We start from the raw sequence: 21,746 nt of genomic DNA on the forward strand, positions 1-21,746 counted from the left end.
AAAGCAACTTACATCATTCATCACCTGAAAGAACTGGAAGGAATATTTTAGTAAATTTTGCAACTATACACCAGCATTTTATAAAGAAACTAGATACGCTGATTGCGCAGCTATAAATGCTGAACATTATTATTATTTCAGCCAAGCCAGAACTATTAAATTTTATCAAGGTTGCAAAGTTGCAATAACGGTTACGCCACCTTGTACTGCCTGGTTAAGTTCTACATTAACCTTTGTGCCAACAGGTAACAACAAATCTACCCGGCTGCCAAATTTAATAAAACCAAACTCCTGTGTTTGGCTTACCTTCTGACCAACCTGCAGGTAATTTACAATGCGTTTTGCCAAAGCTCCTGCAATTTGTTTTACCAAAATCTCCGTATTCCCTTTTCGTAAAACTACTGAATGGCGTTCATTATCTGTAGATGATTTAGGATGCCAGGCTACCAGGTATTTTCCTTTGTGGTACTGGTTATACACTACCGTACCACTAATGGGATTAAGGTTTACATGTACATTTGCCGGGCTCATAAAAATGGATATCTGCAAACGTTTATCTTTAAAATATTCCGGATCAATCGTTTCTTCTATTACCACCACTTTTCCATCTGCCGGTGCAATAATAGCATTTTCGCTGATGGTTAATGCACGTTTGGGAATACGAAAAAAAGAGATCAGGAACAGCAATAAAAATAAAGTGGCAAAAAAAAGAATATATCCCAGCCAGGCATTGCTGGCACTGAAAAAATAAAAGTAAATGAAATTAATTGCGCCGAAAATTAAGGCACCGATGGCAATTGATTTGTATCCTTCCCTGTGAATCGTCATGCGTTAGATTTGAATGGCAAATGTACGTTGCAGAAATATAAAATTTTTAGTTTGCGGTACAAATGTTTCACACAAAGCCTGCAACTAAAACAAAGTACACAAAAAAATATTTCATCAATGATCTTTTTTCTTTGTTTTCTTAGAAGCTGTCTTAAAACGATTTTTAGAATACCTCATAACTTAAAAAGTGTCTGGCGGTGACAAAGGCTACAGCGGTTAGCCGGGGTTGTTGTTCTCCACCAACCTCAAGATGACAAATAAAAATTCTATTTTTAGACAGCTTCCTGGTATTCTTTACTTCTTTGTGAAAAAATAATTCATTGATCAAATAAAAAATTTTACATACAACCAAACAAACGGAACGGCCACCAGCAAGGAATCGAACCTGTCTAAAAAGCCTCCATGGCCAGGCATTAAAGTCCCACTGTCTTTTACATCGGCCATGCGCTTTATTTTGCTTTCCAGTAAATCGCCGGCACTGCCGAAGATGGCGCAGATTGCGGCAATGGCGAAGTAGATTTGTTTTTGGGCAAAAGGATAAAAATATTTATCCGCAAGCAGTGGAAAAAAAAGTCCAATAACTATCACACACAATATCGCTCCACCGCCAGTTCCTTCCCATGTTTTTTTAGGTGAAATTTTTGAAAAAGGGGTTTTACCAATGAGCGAACCTACTATATAAGCCATGGTATCATTGATCCAGATAGAAAAAATAATAACACTTGGAATGAGTGGAGAATACCGGATAGTGTTTGTTATTTCATCCATCCTGTCATGCGTAGATATATCTCCCTCAAATCCTAAATTAATAAGCATCAAAACAGGCATAGTGATGTACACGAGTCCAAACAAACAATACATCAAATATTTCTCTCCATAAATTTTTTTCATCAGTTTTACAAACTCATACCAGCATCCAAAATGAATAATGGTAAACAGCATAATAAAGCTCCACTGGTTCCACAATAAACCAACCAGCATTACCGCTACAAAAACAATTGCCGTTAATGCACGGGTTTTTAATACTTCAACATTTATCGCCATTAAAATTAAGATTGATTTGTATTGCCCATATTTTCTACATCGCTTAAAAAAGGATTATTGGTATCAATGTAACCAGGTATCAATACTTCTTCTCCCGGCCGGTCAATTTCATTTTTACTTATTTTTTCAAAATATTTAAATAGTCCATATACGGCTGCAATGCCTGCCAATCCTATCCACAACGGAAAATGATCATCAATTTTGGATGGATCTAATTTTTGCCCGGGTTTGGTTGAAAAGTATAAAACGGTAATGGCAAAAGCGTTATTAAAAAAATGACCAATGATATTTAACCAGATATTGCCTGTGCGGTAATACACCCAACCTAAAACAAAGCCCAGCGCAAAGCGGCTTAAAAACCCCAGATATGACCCATGCACCGCACTAAAAATAATAGAAGTAATAATGATCGCCAATATGGGCATTTTAAACCACCGGGATAACAGATTTTGCAGGCCACCTCTAAACATGGTTTCTTCAAAAACTGCCGGTAAAAAAGCAATCATAACTACCGAAATAAGGTAATCAATAAAATTATCCATCCGGGCTATAACTGCTACCTGTTTGTTGTAGGCTTCCTCTGCTTCTTTAAATTGCTGCAGTGTTGCTTTTGACCAGGGCAGCATTTCTGTAAGTTCCTGCAATGAACCTACAATGGGCAGGCAGGCAAGCATTATTAATACCACCAAAATGGCTTGTTTGGCGTGTACCTTATGCGTAAAACCCAGGTGCAGCAAAGGCTTTCGATGGCACAACAAAGCATAAAAAAACGGAGGTAAAAAAAACAGGAATAAAGTACTTATAAACTGCGTCCATCTTAAAGCCGTAGCATTTGCAGGCACCATTATTTTATCCATCAAAGTGGCAGAAGATGCACCTGTAAAATCTTTCAGGTTTAATTTTCCTAACAGGGGAAGCAAACTTAATAATCCTCCAAAAATAAGACCGGCACCACAAAAGGCGGTTAAAATACCCAATTGTGCCCAGTAATTATAACGTTTGGTTGCAAAATGCGCCATAGTGATTGCTTATAAGTGCGTAAATTTACACACTAAAAAGTTTACAGTTTACAGTTTGTTGTTTACTGAAACCGGGATATTGATCCGGTTTATAACTTCAAACAATCAACTGTCAACTATAAAAAATTCTTATGCCTTCCATTGGTAACATACAACTTCCTGAATTCCCTTTATTACTGGCTCCCATGGAGGATGTAAGCGATCCGCCCTTTAGAGCCGTTTGTAAAGACAAAGGAGCCGATCTGATGTACACAGAATTTATATCATCGGAGGGTTTGATCAGGGATGCAATTAAAAGCCGTCAGAAATTAGACATCTTTGATTACGAAAAACCGGTCGGTATACAAATTTTTGGTGGCGATGAAGAAAGCCTTGCACTGGCTGCAAAAATTGTGGAGGTAACCAACCCGGATTTGCTGGACATTAATTTTGGCTGCCCGGTAAAAAAAGTGGCGATGAAAGGTGCAGGTGCCGGAGTTTTAAAAGACATCGACCTGATGGTACGTTTAACCGCCGCCGTTGTAAAATCAACCTCGCTGCCGGTTACTGTTAAAACAAGGTTGGGCTGGGATGACGAACACAGGAACATTGAAGAAGTTGCCGAACGCCTGCAAGATGTAGGCATTAAAGCGCTTGCCATACACGGCCGTACCCGTTCGCAAATGTACAAAGGTCATGCAGATTGGGAACTGATAGGCAAGGTGAAAAATAATCCCCGCATTACCATTCCTATTTTTGGCAATGGTGATATTGACAGCCCCCAAAAAGCTTTGGAGTATAAAGATAAATATGGCATAGATGGTATCATGATTGGTCGTGCCGCCATTGGCTACCCCTGGATATTTGAAGAAATAAAACACTTCCTTAAAACGGGAGAACACCTACCCTCACCCACCATTGAAGACAGGGTGGAAGTATGCAAAAAACATTTACACAAATCGTTTGAATGGAAGGGGCCTGTTGTGGGAATTTTTGAAATGCGCCGTCACTATGCCAATTATTTAAAGGGTCTTCCCGGTATTAAGGAATACAGGTACCAGTTGGTAACTTTAAAAACTGTTGAAGAAATTGATGCAGTGCTGGATGAAATTGTAATTAAATATGCAGGCTACCAGTTTGAAAAAACACCGATTGAATTAATCAATTATCATGAAAAATGTCCGGTATAACTAACTCCCGGTTTCATTTTTTGTTTGTTTCGTGCCCGGCGCTTACAGCATTTATATTATTTTATTTTTTATTATACGGTATTATTTAAGTTGATCAAGGTAAGACTGAATGCCGCTTGTATACTGATGTGCTTTTTTTTCAGCAGTAAAATTGGCTCCTAAAGTAATGGCCGCCTCAATAACAAGCGCCATACCAAGGCCTGCCCAAAAAGCTTTATCAGCATTGTTACGAAAATAAAAAAACAATCCAAGGCCGGCAAGCAGTAAAACAATTTCTATGTACCGGTAAACAATATAGCTTGAATTTACTTTTTCCATCCGCGGAATTTCTTTGGCTTTTAATTCTCCGGGATTCATATCGTAAGCATACACATTCCGTTTTCGATCTGCATCGCATTTTTTATTAACGTTGCACCCAACCACCAAATGTATCAACCCCATTAATAAAAAAGGAATAGCAAAGCCTTTGTACCAGTTTGTTTTAAGATAAAAGAAAAATAGTAAAGCCAGTGTAATAGCGGCTATACCAAAAACGATTAACAGCAGGCTTTCGTTTTTTTCGGCGTTAAAATACTTTTCAATATCGGCTTTTGTAAACACGCTTTTTCTTTATTGAGGTAAGATAAAAAATAAAGATCATTTAACCAATGGCAGCCAAAACTTCATTGCTAAGCGGGGATACAGATGGGTCAAAATAATGTGTCAGCACTCCTTGTTCATCCAGTAAATATTTTGAAAAATTCCAAACAGGTGCCTTGTTATTCCAGCCATTTTTATGTGCATCGCTTAGCCAGTTAAACACCTGGTTTTGTCCTGTCCCTTTTTTAACCTGGCTTTTTTTCATTAAAAGAAAGGTTACTCCATAATTTATTTTGCAAAATGATGCAATATCCTCATTAGTACCTTTTTCCTGTTGCTTAAAATCATTGGCCGGAAAACCCAGTACAACCAGTTTACCTTCGTATTGACGGTATAATTTTTCAAGGTCTTCGTACTGCCCGGTGTAGCCACAATCAGATGCTGTATTCACCAATAATATTTTTTTTCCTTTTAAATCTTTTAGCAAAAGCAATTGGTTATTTATCTTCATTGCTTTTAAAGTATAGATAGAAACCAGGGGCATTTTGTGTTGTATATTTGTTTTTATCCGGTCGCTTTTAAGCCCACTCAATTTCATTAAAAATGGGTAAATGCTCTTTAATAATTTTTGTTTTATGGTCATAGATCTTAACTTCTTTTTAAAAGATTTTTATTTCATCAGCCATTTAAATATTTTCAGTTTGCCTTTATAACTCGGGTATTTCATGTTTGGGTCAAACCAGGTGGGGGTTTTTAAAATGCCTTTTTTATGGCTGAAAGTATCAAAGGAAAATTTACCATGATAGCTGCCCGTACCACTAAATCCCCGGCCACCAAAAGGCAGTTGATGGTTGGTTAAATGTAAAGCCGCGTTGTTTATACAACCACCCCCGAATGCAACGGCATTGATCCATTCTTTTTCCTTTTGCTTACTGCCTGTGAACACATAAAATGCAAGCGGGTTGGGGTTTCTGGCAATAATAGCTACCGCTTCCTGCGTTGTTGTAAATGTAAGAACTGGTAATACCGGACCAAATATTTCCTCTTTCATTATAGGTGAATCCATGGATATATTGTCCATTAAAACCGGTTCAATGTATAAGGTTGCTTTATCCGTTTTTCCACCGGCTAAAATGTTTCCCTGGGGGAAGTATGCAACTATTCGGTCAAACTGTTTTTCGTTGATGATGCGGCCGTAATCATAACTCTGCCTGGCATCGTTACCCATAAATTGCAGTAAAGCTTTTTTTATTGCATCAACCAACGCCTCTTTTTGAGATGCATGCACCAGTACATAATCCGGGGTAACGCACATTTGCCCCGCATTGGAAAATTTAGCCATGGCAATGCGTTTAGCAGCCACCGTTATATTAGCATCGGCTTCTACAACACAGGGGCTTTTACCACCCAGTTCCAGCGTTACCGGCACTAAGTTTTTGGCGGCCATCTGATAAATAATTTTACCAACCGCAGTACTACCCGTATAAAAAACGTGGTCAAATACAAAGTCGTTCATCATCTCCGGAATGAGGGTGGCTCCATCGCCTTCCGTAAATAAAACATATTGCTCCTCAAAAGTCTCAGCTATAATTTTCTTCATAATTGAAGCTGTTGCCGGGGCAAATTCAGAGGCTTTTAACACAACACAATTGCCTGCTGCAATGGCGCCTGCAAGGGGCGTAAACAGCAGTTGCAGGGGATAGTTCCATGGGCCAATAATGAGTACTGTTCCCAAAGGTTCTTTCACAATATAGCTTCTGGAAGGAATGTTGAGTAAATTGGTAGATACAGATTCAGGCTTCATCCACCGTTTTAAATGATTCAGCGTGTAAGAAATTTCTGATAATAAAAAACCTGTTTCAGTAACCCAGGCTTCTTCGGGGCTTTTTTTAAGGTCTTTATACAGCGCTTCCTGTATAGCAAATTGATATTTTATTACTGCTTGTTTTAAACGGGTCAGTTGCTCCTTTCTGAATGCATGCGATTTTGTTACGCCCGTTTCAAAATATGTACGCATTTTTAAAAGATCATTTATAACTGCCATAATTATAATTTTGCAGCAAGGTAATTAAACCATTGGTATGACGGATGAACTGTATATGCAACAGGCTTTAAAGGAAGCGCAAAGGGCTTTTGATGAAGGGGAAGTACCCGTAGGAGCCCTCATTGTTATGAATGAACGCATCATTGCGAGGGGATATAACCAAGTAGAAAAATTAACCGACCCCACAGCCCATGCAGAGATCATCGCACTAACGGCCGCATTCAATTTTTTGGGAAGTAAATATTTGCCTGAAGCTACTTTGTATGTTACTATTCAGCCCTGTCTGATGTGCAGCGGCGCCTTATACTGGAGCAAAATTGGGCGGGTGGTGTATGGCGCTGAAGATGAAAAAAATGGGTACAAGAGAGTGGCGCAACATATTTCACCATTTCATCCTAAAACAGTTATTACCGGGGGCATTTTACAAAAGGAATGCGCACAATTGATAAAAGATTTTTTTAAAGCAAGGCGGTAGCGTTAACGCATACAATACCATTTACAACACATGACCGCTTAAAGAATAACCAGTTTTTTTTTTACTACTGTAGTTTTTTTGGTAATTGAAATAAAATAAATACCGGGAGCTAATAATAAAAACATCGCAATTTCTTCCTGGCCATTTGTTAGCAAACGGTTATCCTGCCTCCATAATTTTCCTTTAGTGTCTGTAATTTTTACCTGTGCAATTCCAGGTGTAAAACCTGCTACCTGAAGGGATATTTTATTTTTTGCAGGATTAGGATAAATTTTTAGAGACGCCTGCGACTCTTCTACGGCTTTTTTTTCGGCAATATTATTTTGAATGATTATTTTTTGAGAACTGTCAGTGGATGAAAGAGGCTGCGCAAAAGTGCTGATGGTTAAAAGGCAGCAGCCAGCAAGTAAACAAGACTTAAACATAGAATTTAATTTATGGCCCGTAAAACTACCGCTTATCGTAACGTATAAGATGTCAATATTTCCTAAAGTTTTCTTAAAAAATGAAACGGCATTGTATTTGTAATTTCCGAACAAGCACTTTAAATTTGTAAATAATAACAGGTTATACTGCACGCTTTATAAATATTCACATTTTAAATCAATCAATAAAATAAACACACTATGGCATTTACACTACCGGCATTACCATATGCATTCGATGCATTGGAGCCACATATTGACACATTAACCATGCAAATACATCATGGTAAACATCACCAGGCTTATGTTGATAATCTTAACAAAGCGGTTGCAGGCACACCGAATGAAGGAAAAACTATTGAAGAACTGGTAGCAGTTGCCGGCACGCTGTCATCGGCCATACGCAACAATGGAGGTGGCCATTGGAACCACAGTTTCTTTTGGGAAAGTATGGCTCCTAGTGCGGGCGGAACTCCTTCTGGTGAATTGGCTGATGCCATCACCGCAGCATTTGGTTCTTTTGATGCATTCAAAGAAAAATTTGCCGCGGCAGGCCTTGGCCGTTTTGGAAGTGGCTGGGCTTGGTTGATTGTTAAAGATGGTAAATTGGAAATATCTTCTACCCCAAACCAGGATAATCCTTTAATGGACGTAGCAGAAGTAAAAGGAAAGCCGGTATTAGGTGTTGATGTTTGGGAACACGCCTACTATTTAAAATACCAAAACAAACGTGCTGATTATTTAACGGCGTTTTATAACGTAGTTAACTGGAATAAAGCAGCGGAGCATTTTGATGCTTCCTCAAAGTAATTCCTTTCATATTTTTTATCGGCTGCAATATAATTATTGCAGCTTTTTTTATGTGGGTAATTGTTTCACTTAAAGAGAAAATACTTCTACGATATTCTCTCTTTATGATAAATCTTAATTGCGTTTTTACTGGCAGCATTGTTGGTGTTTGTTGAAAAATATTATTATCTAATCTAAATTTTATTATTATGCCATTTGTAAAATCGGTTCAAAATAATATGGACCCCGTTAGTATTTATTATGAAGACTGTGGAAAAGGAAAACCAGTAGTATTTATTCACGGCTGGCCATTAAGTGGTGCCATGTGGGAATACCAGGTAACACAATTAACGCAGCAAGGCATGCGATGTATTACGTACGACAGAAGAGGCTTTGGCAAATCGGACTGGCCTTTTGACGGATATGATTACAATACACTTGCCGGCGACTTAAAATCATTATTGGATAAACTGGATTTAACGGATGTGGCTCTTGTTGGATTTTCTATGGGCGGTGGTGAGATTGCAAAATATTTTTCATTGTATGGAGGTGCAAGGGTTTCAAAAGTTGTGTTAATAAGTGCCGTTGTGCCTTTCATGCTTAAAACCGCTGATAATCCTAATGGTGTGCCTCAGGAAGAATTTGATAAAATGGCCAAGGGTATGATGGAAGACAGACCTGCATTTATGAAAAATTTTAATAAAGATTTTTTCGGGGTATCATTGAGTAACCATGCTGTTAGTGATGCTTTTTTGGCCAACAGTTTAACCAAAACAATGGAAGCTTCACCTGTTGCAACGCTTCAATGTGCTCAATCATTTTCTGCTACTGATTTCAGAAAGGATATTGTAAAAATTAATGTACCCACCTTGATTATTCACGGTGATAGTGATAAAACGGTACCTATTAAAGTTGCAGGCGAAGAGAGTGCAAGGCTAATAAATGGAGCTTCTTTTATTGTGTATGAAGGAGAACCTCATGGATTATTTTACACAGCCAAAGAAAGACTAAACAAAGATCTTCATGATTTCATTTTAAATTCTTCCGGCCCCACCGATGGTAAATTTAATGGAAAGGAAAATGCGGGAAAAAGTAATGAAAATTATGTAAATGCTTAATACGCAATAACGGTCTGTAACTAAAACACAGCGTTATTTTGTTGCCATTTTGTATAAAACAATACCTGTTTTTACAAAATGGCTTTTTTAAGGTATAGGGTCATGCCCATTGCCACCCCATGGGTTGCAACGTACAATTCTTTTGGCGGTAAGCCACAACCCTTTAAATGGACCATATTTTTTAAGGGCTTCTATGCCGTATTGCGAGCAGGTAGGTGTAAACCTGCACCTGCTTCCAAACCATGGGGATATTATTAACTGGTACAACCGTATCAGCAGTATAAAAGGGGCGCTAATTATTTGCTGTATTTTCTTCATGCACAATTTTTTGAAGCCGCTTTAAAATACTGTTTATCTTTTCTGTAATCAGTGGATAGCCGGGTATGTCTTTACCAAAATACATCAAAAAAATAACCAATTGTTTATTTACTGCGTCAACATCATTTTGCAGATCATTTTTTTGCAGGCGGTAAGCTTCTTTCATTAGCCGTTTAATGCGGTTACGATGTACAGCTTTTTTAAAATGTTTTGTGCTTACGGTAAATCCCCCCTGTAAAATACCGCTTGTATTTTGCTGGTATTTCCAAACCACTCTTATAGGGAAAACAGAAAAAAATTTCCCTTCTTTAAATAACTGGTCAATTAGTTTGCGGCTTTTCAGGCGCTCTTGTTTACCAAGTGTGTATCGTATTTTATTTTGCAATTGCAACAAAAATAAAAAAAGCCTTCCAATGGAAAGCTTATATTTTAATATTTCAGATCCCTCTTCAGGAACGGAGTGGTTTATTTTTTTCCGAAGCGTTCATCAGAAACGGTCAGTTTTGTACGACCTTTTTTGCGGCGGCTTGCCAATACCTTTCGGCCATTGGCTGTTTGCATGCGCTGACGAAATCCGTGAACATGTTTTCTTCTGCGTACATGTGGTTGGTATGTTCTTTTTTTACCTGGCATTGTATTGAGTTTTTTCCTTTACAAAAATTAGTTACTAAAACATTTTAATCTACATTCATCAGGGCACCATCCCTGCTGCTTGTGAAAGGACGGCGAAGGTAAGGGAAAATTGTGATTTGATCGGTTTGATTTAAAATTTTTATCATTATAATGCTAAATGTTCAGCATGGATGGGGCTTCCATAAAAAATAGTTGCCTTCTGAACAAAATCTTCAGCAGCATCCGTGGTAAAAAAAACAGAATGGCCGTTCCTGGTACAATTTTTTTCAATTTCAGGATGCCGGTCAAGATAGTTTACTAAACTTTTAGCAACAATTTCGCCCTGAGATACTATGGAGATACCCGAAGGCAGATATGCTTTTATTTTATCAATGAGTAAGGGATAATGGGTACACGCCAGTAATATCGTATCAATTTCATTTGATTGAGAAAGTAAGTGATCCAGGTATTTTTTAATAAAATAATCAGCTCCACCTGAATTGTATTCGTTGTTTTCTACCAGTGGTACCCACATTGGACAAGCCTGCTGATACACTTTTATTTCAGGAAAAAACTTTTCTATTTCTATCAGGTAAGATAATGATTGAACTGTACCCGCAGTTCCCAACACGCCTATTTTATTGGTGTGTGTGTAATTACCGATGATTTCTGATGTGGGTCTGATTACACCCAACACTCTTTTTGAAGGGTCAATTTTTGGCAGGTTTAATTGCTGAATACTTCGCAAGGCTTTTGCTGAAGCGGTGTTACAGGCTAATATTACCAGCGGGCAACCCTGCTTAAAAAACCATTCAACACATTGCAACGTGTAGTGATAAATGGCATCAAAACTTCGGGAGCCGTAAGGTGCCCTTGCATTATCGCCCAGGTAAATATAATCGTAACCGGGAAGTGCGGTTTTTATTTCTTTCAATACTGTTAAGCCTCCATAACCGCTGTCAAATACACCAATGGGTCCTGTTGTCATGTATCAAAAATACAAAAGCCATCTCGCTTTGCGGGATGGCTTTTGTATAATTTATTTTTTAAATTATGGCTTAGGCCTGGCTACACCGGGTCCTTTCGAAGCTGCTTCTTTTTCTTTAATATTTAATTTCTTTTTTACCAATGGTAAAATATCATCGCCCGGAGGACCAACAATTACAGAATTTTGATCTAATACGTACGTGAAGGCATTTTCTTTTCCTACTATTTTAATTGTTTCCAATGCCTTGTTGCGTATTGGTATCAATAATTCCTGTTGTTTTTCCTGCAATTTTTGTTGCATTACCTGTTGCCATCCCTGCACTTTCTGTGATAATTCAATTAACCCTGTTCTTCTTAATTCTTTAGCTGCAGGAGATAATTTAGCCGAGTCTTTTACAAATGCGCTGTCCTTTTCCTGCAATTCAGCATAATAATCGTTGCCCTGTTGTTGCAAAGCTGTTTGATAATCCTGTAACTGTGTAGTTGCTGTTGCAGCTTCGGGCATTGATCCAATCAATTCTTCGGTATTAACATAGCCGATTTTGTTTTGAGAAAAAGCCGTATCTGTCAATCCTAAAATTGATACACCAAATACAACTACTGCGAATAATTTTTTCATCGTTGGTTAAATGTTTAATTGTTTTGTTTAAAGTGTGTTTTTTTGTGGTTTTGGCTGCATGCCGAAATTTTATTATGACTTATTTAACACCCAAAAATTTTAAAACATCATCGCTTTTGTCAAGTTTTGGGTCGGCAAATATAACAGTAATTCCTTCACTTTTATCTAAAATAAAATCATAAGATTTATCAACAGCCAGTTTTTGAATAGCCACGTAAACCTTATCCTGTATGGGCTTTATTAGTTCCTGCCTTTTTTTAAAAAGGTCTCCTTCAAAGCCAAAACGTTTTTTTTGCAGATCTCTTACCTCTTTTTCCTTATTAAATAATTCATCTTCTCTTTTCTTTTTCAGCTCATCGCTTAACATAACCTGTTCTGCATCGTAATCTTTATACATCTTATCCAGATCAACCTGTTTCTTTTCAATTTCCTGTTGCCATTGTGCACTAAACTGGTCTAATTTAGTTTGGGATTCTTTATACTCCGGTAATTTTTCCAGGATATATTTGGAATCAATTACTGCATAGCGTTGTGCTGTTGCTACAAAGGATATAAGTAGTAAGCCGCATACAAGTGGTAATAATTTTTTCATCTTCATTTTTTTATACAAATTAAAGGATAAAATTTATTCAGCTAACAATTTTTATTCAGGTTCCTGACCCAGCATAAAGGTAAATTTAAATGCATTTTTTATCGGCTGTCCAGGTTGAATCCGGTCAATTCCCAAACCATAATCAAAACCAAGCAAACCAAACATTGGTAAAAAGAAACGCATACCCACACCCACCGAGCGGCGTAATTTAAATGGATTGTAATCTTTAAAATCGTACCAACCATTGGCTGCTTCATAAAAGGCAAGACCGTAAATAGTACTGCTTGGGTTGGTGCTGAAAGGATACCTCAACTCAAGCGTATATTTATTAAAAATGGTAAAGAACTCAGTAGGTGTAACATTTTCCGGATTTATTTTGGGATTGGAATTGGAATAAACAGGATAACCCCTGTGTGCAATAATATCGTAACCAAGTATTGCAAAATTATTACTTAAACCAGCATCACCCAATTGAAAACGCTCGAATGGCGAAATCTGCAGGTTAGAATTGTACCTGCCGATAAAACCGTATTTGGCAGATGCTTTTAAAATAAATTGTTTGTTTTTATCTGCACCATGTGCTATGCCGATGGGTACGTAATAATCTCCGTTAAAACGCCATTTATGAAACTCCGGCCACCGGTAAGGATTGTCTCCTGCTTTGGTTAGCCCAAGCGCTGAGTATGGGAGGGTAAACTGGCCGCTTATCATAAAGTTAGAACCGCCTGTTGGGAAAATAGGATTGCCCTGGGTAGCACTGCGTGCAAGCGCAATTTTTAAACTAACGTTGGTAGAAGGACCATTGCTGATACCTTTAAAAATATTGGGATAATTTTTTAATTTGTATTGCTGAACATTAAAAGAGGTGATCAGGGAAAAATAATCATCCGGCCATTTTAATTGTTTGCCTAATGATATGCCTGCACCAATGGTTTTTAAATAAGAACTATCGCCACAACTGTTGCAATATTGCCCATAAGCATTGTAGGCATTGGCATATTTAGTATTGTAGAAGCTTACAGAAAAAGAGTTGCGCTTTTTACCGCCCAGCCATGGTTCTGTGAAAGACAAATTATACGACCTGTATGCACGGCCATTTGACTGAACCCTTGCACTTAATTTTTGCCCACTTCCGGAGGGTAAAGGATCCCAGGTTTTTTTATTAAAAATATTATCTATCGAAAAATTATTGAAAGTAATACCCAATGTACCTGTTAAACCAATACCACCACCAAAACCTGCGGATAATTCTAACTGGTCATTCGATTTTTCTTCTACTCCCCAGTTAATATCCACCGTACCATTGTCGCTATTGGGAACAATATTAGGAGTAATTTTTTCCGGATTAAAAAATCCAAGCTGGCCTAGTTCTCTCTGGGTACGTATAATATCCTGCCGGCTGAATTTTTCTCCGGGTATGGTCCTTAATTCACGGCGTACCACGTAGTCTTTTGTTTTTTCATTACCAGAAATTTCTACTTTACCGATGGTAGCCTGCGGACCTTCCTGCATCCTTATTTCATAGTTGATGGTATCGTTATAAACCGAAAGTTCTATCGGATCAACTTTAAAAAACAAGTAGCCATCATCCATGTATAAACTACTAATATCTCCGCCTTCGGCAGACATTTGTTTTCCCAAACGTTTATTCAGTAATTCAAGATTATAAATATCTCCCTTGCGGATGCCTAATAATAAATTTAAAACTGAATCAGAATATTTGGTATTTCCTCTCCACACCATATTTCCAAAATAATATTTATGACCTTCATTCACTTTAATATACACATCAAGGTTACCTGCCGAATTAGGCACTTTAACGTCTTCAACAATACCGGCGTCTCTAAAACCTTGCGAGTTATAGTAGTCTACCACATGCTCCTTGTCTTCATCATATTTAACAGAATTAAATTTAGCTGAACTAAACAATTTGAATCTAAACCAGGGATCTAAATAAGATTTGGTTTTTGAAATAGACAGGTATCCGTAATCCCGCAAATAATTTTTAAAAGACTCCTGGCTCACACTGTCACCGAAAGGGCTGGTACTTTTTGGTGGATACAAAGTCAACCTTGACATCTCATGTGTACCTTTCATCTGCTTTTTTAGTTTCAGATCATCCACATTATTATTGCCTGAAAAATCAATGGAGTTTACTTTTACCTTGTTTCCTTTATCAATATTAAAAATTAAAATAACCGCATTTACAGAAGAAGGTGATTTGCTTTCTTTCACTTCTGTTTTTACATTGCGATACCCTTTATCTGCAAAAAATTTATGAATAGCATCCGTAGCACTCATCTTCATATTATCCGTTACTACCCTGTCTTTTACCAGACCGCTTTTGGTAGCTAAATCATCTTTTTCTCCCTTTTTAATACCATTGAATTTAAAGTCGGATAAACGTGGCCTTTCAGTAATGGCTATTTCCACATACAAATCCTTGCCTTCCAGTTTGGTAAAATAAATAGCTACATCTGCTATCAGGTTTTGTTTCCATAATTTATTGATGGCTTTGCTAAAAGCATCTGATCCGGGAAGTTGTACTTTATCGCCCACTGCCAGACCAGAGATAGAGATGATAAGGTTACCGTCAAAGCCTTTGTTACCTGTTACAGTGATACCCGCCAAGGTATATGCTTTAGGAGTTTTAGCATTGAAAATGTCCATTAGCAGCGGATTAACAGAAACTGGGTGGGACGTATCAGGAACTACCTGAGCAACCGCTGTATTGCCAACAAAAACTGTAATAACTATCAATAATAAGTTCTGGTAAATCCTGTGCATTAATTGGTTTTTTACTAATCGGCAAATTACTTGCAATAATGAAAACTATTTGTTAAACAATCCCGCACTTTCAACATATTTAAAAAAAATTGTTATTGCCCTTTAAAATGTTTTAAATATGCGATGACTATTAATCCGTTGCATGGGTTATTAATTTTATTGATTATTCAAGAGGTATTTCTTTTTAAAACAATTTACCTTAAGAACAAACAATAAAGTTATGAGATGGGTATTTCTTCCCTGATCTGATCGCCGGTTTTACCAAATCTTCTTTCTCTGTTTTGAAAATCTATAATCGCTTCATACAGGTTATCTTTTCTAAAATCGGGCCAGCGGGTATTGGTAAAATATAACTCGGCATAAGCAAGCTGATACAATAAAAAGTTACTGATACGGTATTCACCGCTTGTGCGCACCATTAACTCAGGGTCGGGGAAACTACTGGTAGATAAGTATTGTTGTAACGTATCCTGCGTAATTTGTTCGGGCTGAAGAGAGCCGGCTTTTACGTCAATTGCAATTTGTTTAACCGCAGCCATCAGTTCCCACCGGCTGCTGTAACTTAGTGCCATAATAAGGTTTAACCCTGTATTAGTGCTTGTTTCTTCAAATGCTTCTTTTAATTCCTTTTGCGCATTTTCAGGCAACATGCTTATGTCGCCAATGGCATGCAGTTTAATATTATTTTTATTTAGTGTAGGAACTTCCTTGCGGATAGTATCTACCAGTAACTCCATTAGGCCAGTTACTTCATAGGCAGGCCTGTCCCAGTTTTCGGTACTAAATGCATACAGGGTAAGATATTCGATACCTAATTCTGCACAGCCTTCTACAATATTTCTTACACTTTCCACCCCATGCAAATGCCCAAAAAGACGGTCTTCCCCCTTTTCTTTTGCCCACCTTCCGTTGCCATCCATTATGATGGCTATGTGACGGGGCAATTTTTGCATATTGATAGTATCCTTCAAACTCATATAAAATATCATCTGCCCAAGTGGCTGACTTTGGGCTGCAAAAGTAATAAAATTTAGTTGCAATAAGCGTTTTAAGCAAATGTTAGCCTGTTAATACTTACCTCAAATAAAAATGCCGGAGTTATATCCGGCAGTAAAAATTTCCCATAAAAATATTATTTGGCACTAGGGCACACATAACTGCTAATATTAAAAGACAGACCTACTTCAATGATTATATATTGATCTTTTTGATTGCTCAACCCACGTTGCATGCCTTCCGTACCAATGGGAACAGCAACTTTTTCAATACTTCTATCCTGCAAAATACCAGCGATGGAAGGCCGTCCATTCAATGGCGGAAACTTATCTATCCCTACATAAGTTGTACTCACATCATCCAGGTAATCTGTAGTGGTAAGGCGTTGCGCAACTTGAACAGAAAAGTTCATGCTGTTGTTAAGGCTGTATTTTATCCCAAGACCGATGGGGATACAAACAGCCGTACTTCCATAAGGTTTTCTTACTTTGCCATCAGCCCCAATATATTTAATATTTTGTCCTTCGGTACCCAATGGACGAAGAAATATTTTTTTATTATTTAAATATGCATATGGATTGTAACTAAAAATGCCTAAACCAATAGATACGTAGGGTGTAAATGAAAATTCAGGATCGCCGGGAACGTATTTAAAAAAATTGAAATCTCCATGTACAGCAAACTCAATAATGTCAGTATTAAAGCTAAGGTTCCTTGTATTTTGAAAAGTATTTTTACTGTAAATATCGCTATAACCAAGTTGGGCATAATGCGCACTAACCCGCAGACCAAGATAATTATTAAATTGCTTTCTGTAAAAAATACCCACCGCAGGTTTAAGCCTGTTAAGCTGAGCCCGGGTATTTAAGTCGCCAAAATAGTGTGCTACACCGGCAGTAATCCCAAACTCGCCCTGCTGAACCGTGCCATAATCTGACTGAGCATTTACCCCGGAAAGCAGGGTAAAAAGCAGGAATAGGGAAAGGATGTTTTTTTTCATAATTGCAAAGTAAAGAATTGTTTTGTAAAAATCAGTTAAGCCCGTTTACTTATTAAAAGAACTTTACGTAATAACAGATAACGGCAGGAACGAAAATTAATTGCGCTTATCAAGCCCCCAGGAAAGTTTATTGCGCAGGGTTTGTAAAAAATTATTTTCGTTTAGTCGCACCAGGTTAAAGGAAAAATCTTCTTTTTTTACGGCAATCTGAACTTCTTTTGGCACCAGTTCTCTCCGGCTATCCATGCTGCATAAAAAGCCATCACTTCTACTTTCAATTTCAAAAGAAATAATATTATCATCTGGAACTACAATTGGCCGTATGTTTAAGTTGTGCGGAGCCACCGGTGTAATTACAAAATTGCCGCTTTCCGGGAAAACAACCGGACCGTTGCAACTGAGTGAGTAACCGGTAGATCCCGTTGGCGTGGCAACAATTAAGCCATCTGCCCAATAAGTATTTAAAAATTCGCCGTTTAAATAAGTATGAATTTTTATCATGGACGAGGTGTCTTTTTTATGTATTACAAACTCATTTAAAGCAAATGGCGCATTGCCAAATAAAGGAAGATCTGCATTCAGGTGAATAAGGGTTCTTTTATCAAGTACATAGGTTCTGTCAACCAGGGCTTTTATGGCGCTGCTAAGATCTTCTTTACCAATAGTGGCCAAAAAACCAAGCCTGCCATAATTGATACCCAGCACGGGGATACCTTTATCCTGTATAAAAGTTACCGTATCCAGCAGGGTACCATCTCCGCCCAGACTGATCATAAAATCAAAACTATCGTCGAGATCTTCAGCTGCATTAAATGTGCTGTATTTGCCCCGCATGTTTACAGCTGAATAAAACTGGTTAAAAAAATCCTGAAAAAAAACAGGTTCAACATTGTAGGTTTTCAGTTCTTCCATAAAGGTTTCAATGTCTTTATGCTGATCATTTTCTATACCCCTGCTATATATTGCAATTTTCATTTTTAATACTTTTTGTCCATAAACGGAAAAGCTTTTACTATACCCGCAATTAACACAATCAGTGTAAAAATAAACTGTTTAGCTGAACAGACGATAACTATATTATTTACAAACTTTCCTAATTTGACTAATATATTTTACTCAAAATTATTTAGTTAAAATACCAGATTAACCCTGGAGCAATCGGTTATGAAATAACCGGCATTTTTAAAAAAATGCAGCAATTTTCTTACAGGAGATAGGAATGGAAATAAGCAAAGAAAGTTAAATGTCCAGGTAGTTCATTAAATGCCGGTAGTTGGTATCTATATTATCCTCAAATTTTTCATCAAAAAAAGTATAAATAACATTGTACTCATATCTTTCAAACGCTGCAACAATGCCAGTAATTTCCTGCTTGTTTAAATGAAGCGTAACAGTTAGTATTTCAGAGTCGGGGTGCCTTGTTGTGTTGAGATGTAATATAACTGCATCATTACTTTCTACAATACGGCTTATCTGCGAAACGGCAAACTGGGAGCGTTCCATATCCATTACGATGATACCTCCCAACTCGTTTGAACCTGAAAAAGCAGCCAATGTTTTTAAGAGATCCGGTACTGTTATTACACCAACAAAGGCATTGGAAGATGTAATAACCGGCACTATGGAAGTTTCATGCAAACTGATGTAATTGACTGCAGTTAAAAAATGAACATTGTCTTTTACCGAGTCATGCACAAAATGTTCCTGCAATGATTCAACCCCTGTTTTTTCATCATAGGCATCCAGCAGATCATCTTCACTAATCATTCCCAAATATTTTTCATCATTTATCACAGGGAGATGTGTAACACGATAATCGTTGATAAGACGGAGCGCCTTGCCAACTGAGTCCTGCAATTGCAGTCTCGGAATGTTTGTATTAATCAGTTCTGCTGTAAGCATAAAAGAATAATTGTATCCTTAGAATAACGGTTGAATACTTATTTTAAGAATAGACAATTAAATTTGTTTAATTGTTGCAACGGGTGTTTTTTGTTTTACCAAAAAAGTATCCAGTATGCTGTTAAATTCCTGTGGCACTTCCATCATCGGTGCATGGCCACATTTGTCAATAATATGCAACTCACTGTTTGGAATAAGATTGTTAAATTCTTTACCAACAAAAGGGGGTGTAATACTATCGTTATTACCCCAGATGAGGCAGGTAGGCTGTTTTATATCATTCAATTCTTCGCCCAGGTTATTGCGGATAGCGCTTTTTGCCAGGGCTATTATTTTTATTACCTTAATGCGGTTATTGGTTATTTCAAATACTTCATTTACCAGGTCTTCTGTTGCCATAGCAGGATCGTAAAAGGTAAGTTCCGTCTTTTTACGGATATATTCTTTGTCGCCTCGTTTAGGATAGGTATCGCCCATGCCATTTTCAAATAAGCCGGAACTGCCGGTTAATATCAACGATTTAATACGCTCAGGGTGTTTTAAAACATGTATTAATGCCACATGCCCACCTAAAGAATTACCCAGTAAATGAATGTTGGTGTAATTCCGGTGTTCAATAAACCGATGAACAAATTTTTCTAAACCGCCTACGGAGGTATGTAATAAATCCATATCAAGCAAAGGAAGTATGGGTACAATTACTTTGTGCGTTTGTCTAAAATGTTCAATCAGGTCTTTAAAATTACTCAATGCACCAAACAGGCCATGAAGCAGTAATAATGGTTCGCCCTCTCCAACTTCTATATATTTAAATTTCCCGTCTTGTTTAAATTCGTAACTCATTGCTGGAACTGATAAAAATATAAATGATACCAACCACTAAAATAGTGATTAGGGTTAAAATTACAGTAAATAAAATAATGCCTGAAATTAATGAACAATTTTGGAAGAGAGACTGTCAAAATATCCTTCCAGTTGTGTAAACATATCTTTAAAAACCGGTATAATTTTACCAAACCCATCTATAACAACAGGCCCCCAGGGTTTTACAAAAGGATATACTTTAGATGATTCAACAGCAGCCTCATTAAACAAATGTATTTTTTGTGCATAAAACAAAAACACACTGAAAATAATCAGGTACAACATAACGTACAGTACAATGCCCACAATGCGGTTAAGCCAGCCAAGCAATGCAATCTCAAAAGTTTTTTCAATTAACTTACCACCGAGATTAACCAATACAACTACTATCAAAAAAACGATCGCAAAAGATATAAATGGTAACCAACTGGCAGAAACAGTTACGTGGTTTTGCAGATAAACCGACACTGCCGCAGATAATTTTAGTGCTGCTGCAAGGCCAAGTATAAATGCGATGATCGAAAAGACGGCTATAATGAATCCTTTTTGATAACCTTTAATAATGGCTATTAAAATCAATATGACAAAAATGATATCTATCAACAAGAATTTTTTATTTGCTCAACAAATCTTTTACAATGGTACTGATTGTTTTTCCATCTGCAAGGCCTGCCAATTGTTTACTGGCTACACCCATTACCTTGCCCATATCTGCCGGTGAAGCTGCACCCATTTGGATTATGATGGCTGCTACAGCTTCTTTTATTTCACTTTCGCTCATTTGCTTGGGTAAAAATCTTTCAATCACTTGTAACTCCTCTCTTTCTTTTACCGCTAAATCTTCACGCCCCTGATTTTCAAAAATTTCCAGTGAATCTTTGCGTTGTTTCATCATTTTTTGTAAAAATTTTTGTTCGGTTGCCGCATCAATCTCGCCTCCGGCCCCCGGCTCTGTTTTTGCTTTGATGATCTCTGCTTTTATTGCACGAAGGCTTCGTAAAACACCTTCGTTTTTCGATTTCATGGCATCTTTCATTTCTGTCATTATTTGTTGTTCAAGACTCATTGGTATAATGCCATGCACAAACAGTACAGGACTTTTTTTTCGTTAAAGAATTATTTCTTTATTAGCACATTAGTAAATCCGCTGCTGTAAATTTATTGTTGTTCTTTCAATTGCATTGCTTTGAATTTATCAAAAAACTCTTTGGCAAATTTTTTCATATCATCGCTCAGTTCCTGCTGTTGGGTAGCTCTTTTAAAAGTGTCTGCCATTGTCATTAGCATCTGGTAATAAAAATCAGCCATCTCATCCATCATCATATCTTTTGTCCAAAGGTCAATGCGCAGTGCAGTTTTATCTGCACCATCCCAAAAAGCAATGCACATTGCTTTTGCTTTTTGGGCCATATCTGCATTGCTATCGCTGGCAACCCAGCTTATTTGCTCCGGAATTTTATTGGGGTCTAACAGCACATCAATTTTTATAGTAGACTGGTTCATACAATTATTATTACCTGTTTTCCAGATTGCTTTTTTATAGTGATTAATTTATGCAGACAAAGATAAAGCGTTTGTG

At 37.4% G+C, this 21,746-nt stretch carries 26 protein-coding genes; 4 read left to right on the plus strand and 22 right to left on the minus strand.

Translation table 11 applies throughout. The features are described 5' to 3' along the window. Window positions 1–165: 165 nt before the first annotated feature. The 3 genes from H7254_RS03545 to H7254_RS03555 all read right to left on the minus strand — a co-directional run bounded on the left by H7254_RS03545 (window position 166) and on the right by H7254_RS03555 (window position 2,891). On the minus strand, window positions 166–828 hold the full coding sequence (locus H7254_RS03545) for a phosphatidylserine decarboxylase family protein (protein WP_301931674.1): 663 nt from the start codon (window positions 826–828) through the stop codon (window positions 166–168). A gap of 324 nt (window positions 829–1,152) precedes the next feature. Beyond that, a complete protein-coding gene (locus H7254_RS03550) occupies window positions 1,153–1,872 on the minus strand; it encodes a phosphatidate cytidylyltransferase (RefSeq protein ID WP_301931675.1) in 720 nt (239 codons plus the stop codon). A gap of 5 nt (window positions 1,873–1,877) precedes the next feature. Then, complete coding sequence (locus H7254_RS03555) at window positions 1,878–2,891, minus strand: CPBP family intramembrane glutamic endopeptidase (protein WP_301931676.1); 1,014 nt, start codon at window positions 2,889–2,891, stop codon at window positions 1,878–1,880. A 131-nt stretch (window positions 2,892–3,022) separates the two neighbouring features. On the opposite strand from H7254_RS03555, the gene dusB reads away from it, so the two are divergent. Then, entirely contained in the window at window positions 3,023–4,060 is a 1,038-nt protein-coding gene (dusB, locus tag H7254_RS03560; RefSeq protein ID WP_301931677.1) for a tRNA dihydrouridine synthase DusB, read from the plus strand. 81 nt (window positions 4,061–4,141) lie between these two features. On the opposite strand, the gene H7254_RS03565 is transcribed toward dusB, so the two are convergent. From H7254_RS03565 to H7254_RS03575, 3 genes are read right to left on the minus strand one after another with little or no spacing between them, the layout of a single operon-like run. Next, entirely contained in the window at window positions 4,142–4,660 is a 519-nt protein-coding gene (locus H7254_RS03565; protein ID WP_301931678.1) for a hypothetical protein, read from the minus strand. Window positions 4,661–4,700: 40 nt separating this feature from the next. After that, a complete protein-coding gene (locus H7254_RS03570) occupies window positions 4,701–5,282 on the minus strand; it encodes a glutathione peroxidase (RefSeq protein WP_301931679.1) in 582 nt (193 codons plus the stop codon). A 27-nt stretch (window positions 5,283–5,309) separates the two neighbouring features. Continuing rightward, the gene (locus H7254_RS03575; protein ID WP_301931680.1) at window positions 5,310–6,683 is read right to left on the minus strand and encodes an aldehyde dehydrogenase; all 1,374 of its coding nucleotides are present in this window, start codon (window positions 6,681–6,683) and stop codon (window positions 5,310–5,312) included. 37 nt (window positions 6,684–6,720) lie between these two features. On the opposite strand from H7254_RS03575, the gene tadA reads away from it, so the two are divergent. Further along, a complete protein-coding gene (gene tadA, locus H7254_RS03580; RefSeq protein ID WP_301931681.1) occupies window positions 6,721–7,158 on the plus strand; it encodes a tRNA adenosine(34) deaminase TadA in 438 nt (145 codons plus the stop codon). 38 nt (window positions 7,159–7,196) lie between these two features. On the opposite strand, the gene H7254_RS03585 is transcribed toward tadA, so the two are convergent. Continuing rightward, window positions 7,197–7,583, minus strand: a complete 387-nt coding sequence (locus H7254_RS03585) for a T9SS type A sorting domain-containing protein (RefSeq protein ID WP_301931682.1) — start codon at window positions 7,581–7,583, stop codon at window positions 7,197–7,199. Window positions 7,584–7,784: 201 nt separating this feature from the next. Here H7254_RS03585 and H7254_RS03590 point away from each other — a divergent pair, with 201 nt between their 5' ends. Together H7254_RS03590 and H7254_RS03595 are read left to right on the plus strand one after the other, a co-directional pair. Beyond that, window positions 7,785–8,393, plus strand: a complete 609-nt coding sequence (locus H7254_RS03590) for a superoxide dismutase (protein WP_301931683.1) — start codon at window positions 7,785–7,787, stop codon at window positions 8,391–8,393. 188 nt (window positions 8,394–8,581) lie between these two features. Then, a complete protein-coding gene (locus tag H7254_RS03595) occupies window positions 8,582–9,490 on the plus strand; it encodes an alpha/beta fold hydrolase (RefSeq protein ID WP_301931684.1) in 909 nt (302 codons plus the stop codon). An 87-nt stretch (window positions 9,491–9,577) separates the two neighbouring features. On the opposite strand, the gene yidD is transcribed toward H7254_RS03595, so the two are convergent. The 15 genes from yidD to gldC all read right to left on the minus strand — a co-directional run bounded on the left by yidD (window position 9,578) and on the right by gldC (window position 21,670). After that, on the minus strand, window positions 9,578–9,808 hold the full coding sequence (gene yidD / locus H7254_RS03600; RefSeq protein WP_301931685.1) for a membrane protein insertion efficiency factor YidD: 231 nt from the start codon (window positions 9,806–9,808) through the stop codon (window positions 9,578–9,580). Next, complete coding sequence (rnpA, locus tag H7254_RS03605) at window positions 9,783–10,193, minus strand: ribonuclease P protein component (RefSeq protein WP_301931686.1); 411 nt, start codon at window positions 10,191–10,193, stop codon at window positions 9,783–9,785. The genes yidD and rnpA overlap by 26 nt, the downstream gene beginning before the upstream one ends. A gap of 80 nt (window positions 10,194–10,273) precedes the next feature. Beyond that, window positions 10,274–10,441, minus strand: coding sequence for a 50S ribosomal protein L34 (gene rpmH, locus H7254_RS03610; RefSeq protein ID WP_301922720.1), 168 nt, complete (start codon window positions 10,439–10,441; stop codon window positions 10,274–10,276). A 145-nt stretch (window positions 10,442–10,586) separates the two neighbouring features. Next, the gene (murI, locus tag H7254_RS03615; RefSeq protein ID WP_301931687.1) at window positions 10,587–11,408 is read right to left on the minus strand and encodes a glutamate racemase; all 822 of its coding nucleotides are present in this window, start codon (window positions 11,406–11,408) and stop codon (window positions 10,587–10,589) included. A 63-nt stretch (window positions 11,409–11,471) separates the two neighbouring features. After that, on the minus strand, window positions 11,472–12,026 hold the full coding sequence (locus H7254_RS03620; protein ID WP_301931688.1) for an OmpH family outer membrane protein: 555 nt from the start codon (window positions 12,024–12,026) through the stop codon (window positions 11,472–11,474). A gap of 79 nt (window positions 12,027–12,105) precedes the next feature. After that, complete coding sequence (locus tag H7254_RS03625; protein WP_301931689.1) at window positions 12,106–12,618, minus strand: OmpH family outer membrane protein; 513 nt, start codon at window positions 12,616–12,618, stop codon at window positions 12,106–12,108. Between the two features lie 51 nt (window positions 12,619–12,669). Continuing rightward, on the minus strand, window positions 12,670–15,405 hold the full coding sequence (locus H7254_RS03630; RefSeq protein ID WP_301922716.1) for an outer membrane protein assembly factor: 2,736 nt from the start codon (window positions 15,403–15,405) through the stop codon (window positions 12,670–12,672). A gap of 218 nt (window positions 15,406–15,623) precedes the next feature. Next, entirely contained in the window at window positions 15,624–16,445 is an 822-nt protein-coding gene (locus H7254_RS03635; RefSeq protein ID WP_301931690.1) for an isoprenyl transferase, read from the minus strand. A gap of 92 nt (window positions 16,446–16,537) precedes the next feature. After that, a complete protein-coding gene (locus H7254_RS03640) occupies window positions 16,538–17,401 on the minus strand; it encodes a DUF6089 family protein (protein ID WP_301922714.1) in 864 nt (287 codons plus the stop codon). A 96-nt stretch (window positions 17,402–17,497) separates the two neighbouring features. Next, the gene (locus tag H7254_RS03645) at window positions 17,498–18,376 is read right to left on the minus strand and encodes an NAD kinase (protein WP_301931691.1); all 879 of its coding nucleotides are present in this window, start codon (window positions 18,374–18,376) and stop codon (window positions 17,498–17,500) included. 264 nt (window positions 18,377–18,640) lie between these two features. Continuing rightward, complete coding sequence (locus H7254_RS03650; RefSeq protein WP_301931692.1) at window positions 18,641–19,303, minus strand: CBS domain-containing protein; 663 nt, start codon at window positions 19,301–19,303, stop codon at window positions 18,641–18,643. A 57-nt stretch (window positions 19,304–19,360) separates the two neighbouring features. Then, window positions 19,361–20,146, minus strand: coding sequence for an alpha/beta fold hydrolase (locus tag H7254_RS03655; RefSeq protein ID WP_301923536.1), 786 nt, complete (start codon window positions 20,144–20,146; stop codon window positions 19,361–19,363). Window positions 20,147–20,233: 87 nt separating this feature from the next. Then, the gene (locus tag H7254_RS03660; protein ID WP_301931693.1) at window positions 20,234–20,770 is read right to left on the minus strand and encodes a CvpA family protein; all 537 of its coding nucleotides are present in this window, start codon (window positions 20,768–20,770) and stop codon (window positions 20,234–20,236) included. A gap of 10 nt (window positions 20,771–20,780) precedes the next feature. Beyond that, the gene (locus tag H7254_RS03665; RefSeq protein ID WP_301931694.1) at window positions 20,781–21,233 is read right to left on the minus strand and encodes a GatB/YqeY domain-containing protein; all 453 of its coding nucleotides are present in this window, start codon (window positions 21,231–21,233) and stop codon (window positions 20,781–20,783) included. A 92-nt stretch (window positions 21,234–21,325) separates the two neighbouring features. Beyond that, window positions 21,326–21,670: a gliding motility protein GldC gene (gene gldC, locus H7254_RS03670; protein WP_301931695.1), complete on the minus strand. Its 345-nt coding sequence runs from the start codon at window positions 21,668–21,670 to the stop codon at window positions 21,326–21,328. Window positions 21,671–21,746: the final 76 nt, after the last annotated feature.

This window comes from Ferruginibacter sp. (assembly GCF_014377975.1).
Lineage (GTDB): Bacteria > Bacteroidota > Bacteroidia > Chitinophagales > Chitinophagaceae > Ferruginibacter.

What these genes read in the sequence shown, in the direction of transcription:
- H7254_RS03645 (WP_301931691.1), bottom strand. Translation starts at nt 18,376, where the DNA reads ATGAAAATTGCAATATATAGCAGGGGTATAGAAAATGATCAGCATAAA.
- H7254_RS03590 (WP_301931683.1), top strand. Translation starts at nt 7,785, where the DNA reads ATGGCATTTACACTACCGGCATTACCATATGCATTCGATGCATTGGAG.
- murI (WP_301931687.1), bottom strand. Translation starts at nt 11,408, where the DNA reads ATGACAACAGGACCCATTGGTGTATTTGACAGCGGTTATGGAGGCTTA.
- H7254_RS03570 (WP_301931679.1), bottom strand. Translation starts at nt 5,282, where the DNA reads ATGACCATAAAACAAAAATTATTAAAGAGCATTTACCCATTTTTAATG.
- H7254_RS03625 (WP_301931689.1), bottom strand. Translation starts at nt 12,618, where the DNA reads ATGAAAAAATTATTACCACTTGTATGCGGCTTACTACTTATATCCTTT.
- H7254_RS03630 (WP_301922716.1), bottom strand. Translation starts at nt 15,405, where the DNA reads ATGCACAGGATTTACCAGAACTTATTATTGATAGTTATTACAGTTTTT.
- H7254_RS03665 (WP_301931694.1), bottom strand. Translation starts at nt 21,233, where the DNA reads ATGAGTCTTGAACAACAAATAATGACAGAAATGAAAGATGCCATGAAA.
- H7254_RS03650 (WP_301931692.1), bottom strand. Translation starts at nt 19,303, where the DNA reads ATGCTTACAGCAGAACTGATTAATACAAACATTCCGAGACTGCAATTG.
- H7254_RS03545 (WP_301931674.1), bottom strand. Translation starts at nt 828, where the DNA reads ATGACGATTCACAGGGAAGGATACAAATCAATTGCCATCGGTGCCTTA.
- H7254_RS03640 (WP_301922714.1), bottom strand. Translation starts at nt 17,401, where the DNA reads ATGAAAAAAAACATCCTTTCCCTATTCCTGCTTTTTACCCTGCTTTCC.
- yidD (WP_301931685.1), bottom strand. Translation starts at nt 9,808, where the DNA reads ATGAAGAAAATACAGCAAATAATTAGCGCCCCTTTTATACTGCTGATA.
- H7254_RS03655 (WP_301923536.1), bottom strand. Translation starts at nt 20,146, where the DNA reads ATGAGTTACGAATTTAAACAAGACGGGAAATTTAAATATATAGAAGTT.
- H7254_RS03585 (WP_301931682.1), bottom strand. Translation starts at nt 7,583, where the DNA reads ATGTTTAAGTCTTGTTTACTTGCTGGCTGCTGCCTTTTAACCATCAGC.
- H7254_RS03595 (WP_301931684.1), top strand. Translation starts at nt 8,582, where the DNA reads ATGCCATTTGTAAAATCGGTTCAAAATAATATGGACCCCGTTAGTATT.
- tadA (WP_301931681.1), top strand. Translation starts at nt 6,721, where the DNA reads ATGACGGATGAACTGTATATGCAACAGGCTTTAAAGGAAGCGCAAAGG.
- H7254_RS03555 (WP_301931676.1), bottom strand. Translation starts at nt 2,891, where the DNA reads ATGGCGCATTTTGCAACCAAACGTTATAATTACTGGGCACAATTGGGT.
- H7254_RS03620 (WP_301931688.1), bottom strand. Translation starts at nt 12,026, where the DNA reads ATGAAAAAATTATTCGCAGTAGTTGTATTTGGTGTATCAATTTTAGGA.
- H7254_RS03550 (WP_301931675.1), bottom strand. Translation starts at nt 1,872, where the DNA reads ATGGCGATAAATGTTGAAGTATTAAAAACCCGTGCATTAACGGCAATT.
- rpmH (WP_301922720.1), bottom strand. Translation starts at nt 10,441, where the DNA reads ATGCCAGGTAAAAAAAGAACATACCAACCACATGTACGCAGAAGAAAA.
- gldC (WP_301931695.1), bottom strand. Translation starts at nt 21,670, where the DNA reads ATGAACCAGTCTACTATAAAAATTGATGTGCTGTTAGACCCCAATAAA.
- H7254_RS03575 (WP_301931680.1), bottom strand. Translation starts at nt 6,683, where the DNA reads ATGGCAGTTATAAATGATCTTTTAAAAATGCGTACATATTTTGAAACG.
- dusB (WP_301931677.1), top strand. Translation starts at nt 3,023, where the DNA reads ATGCCTTCCATTGGTAACATACAACTTCCTGAATTCCCTTTATTACTG.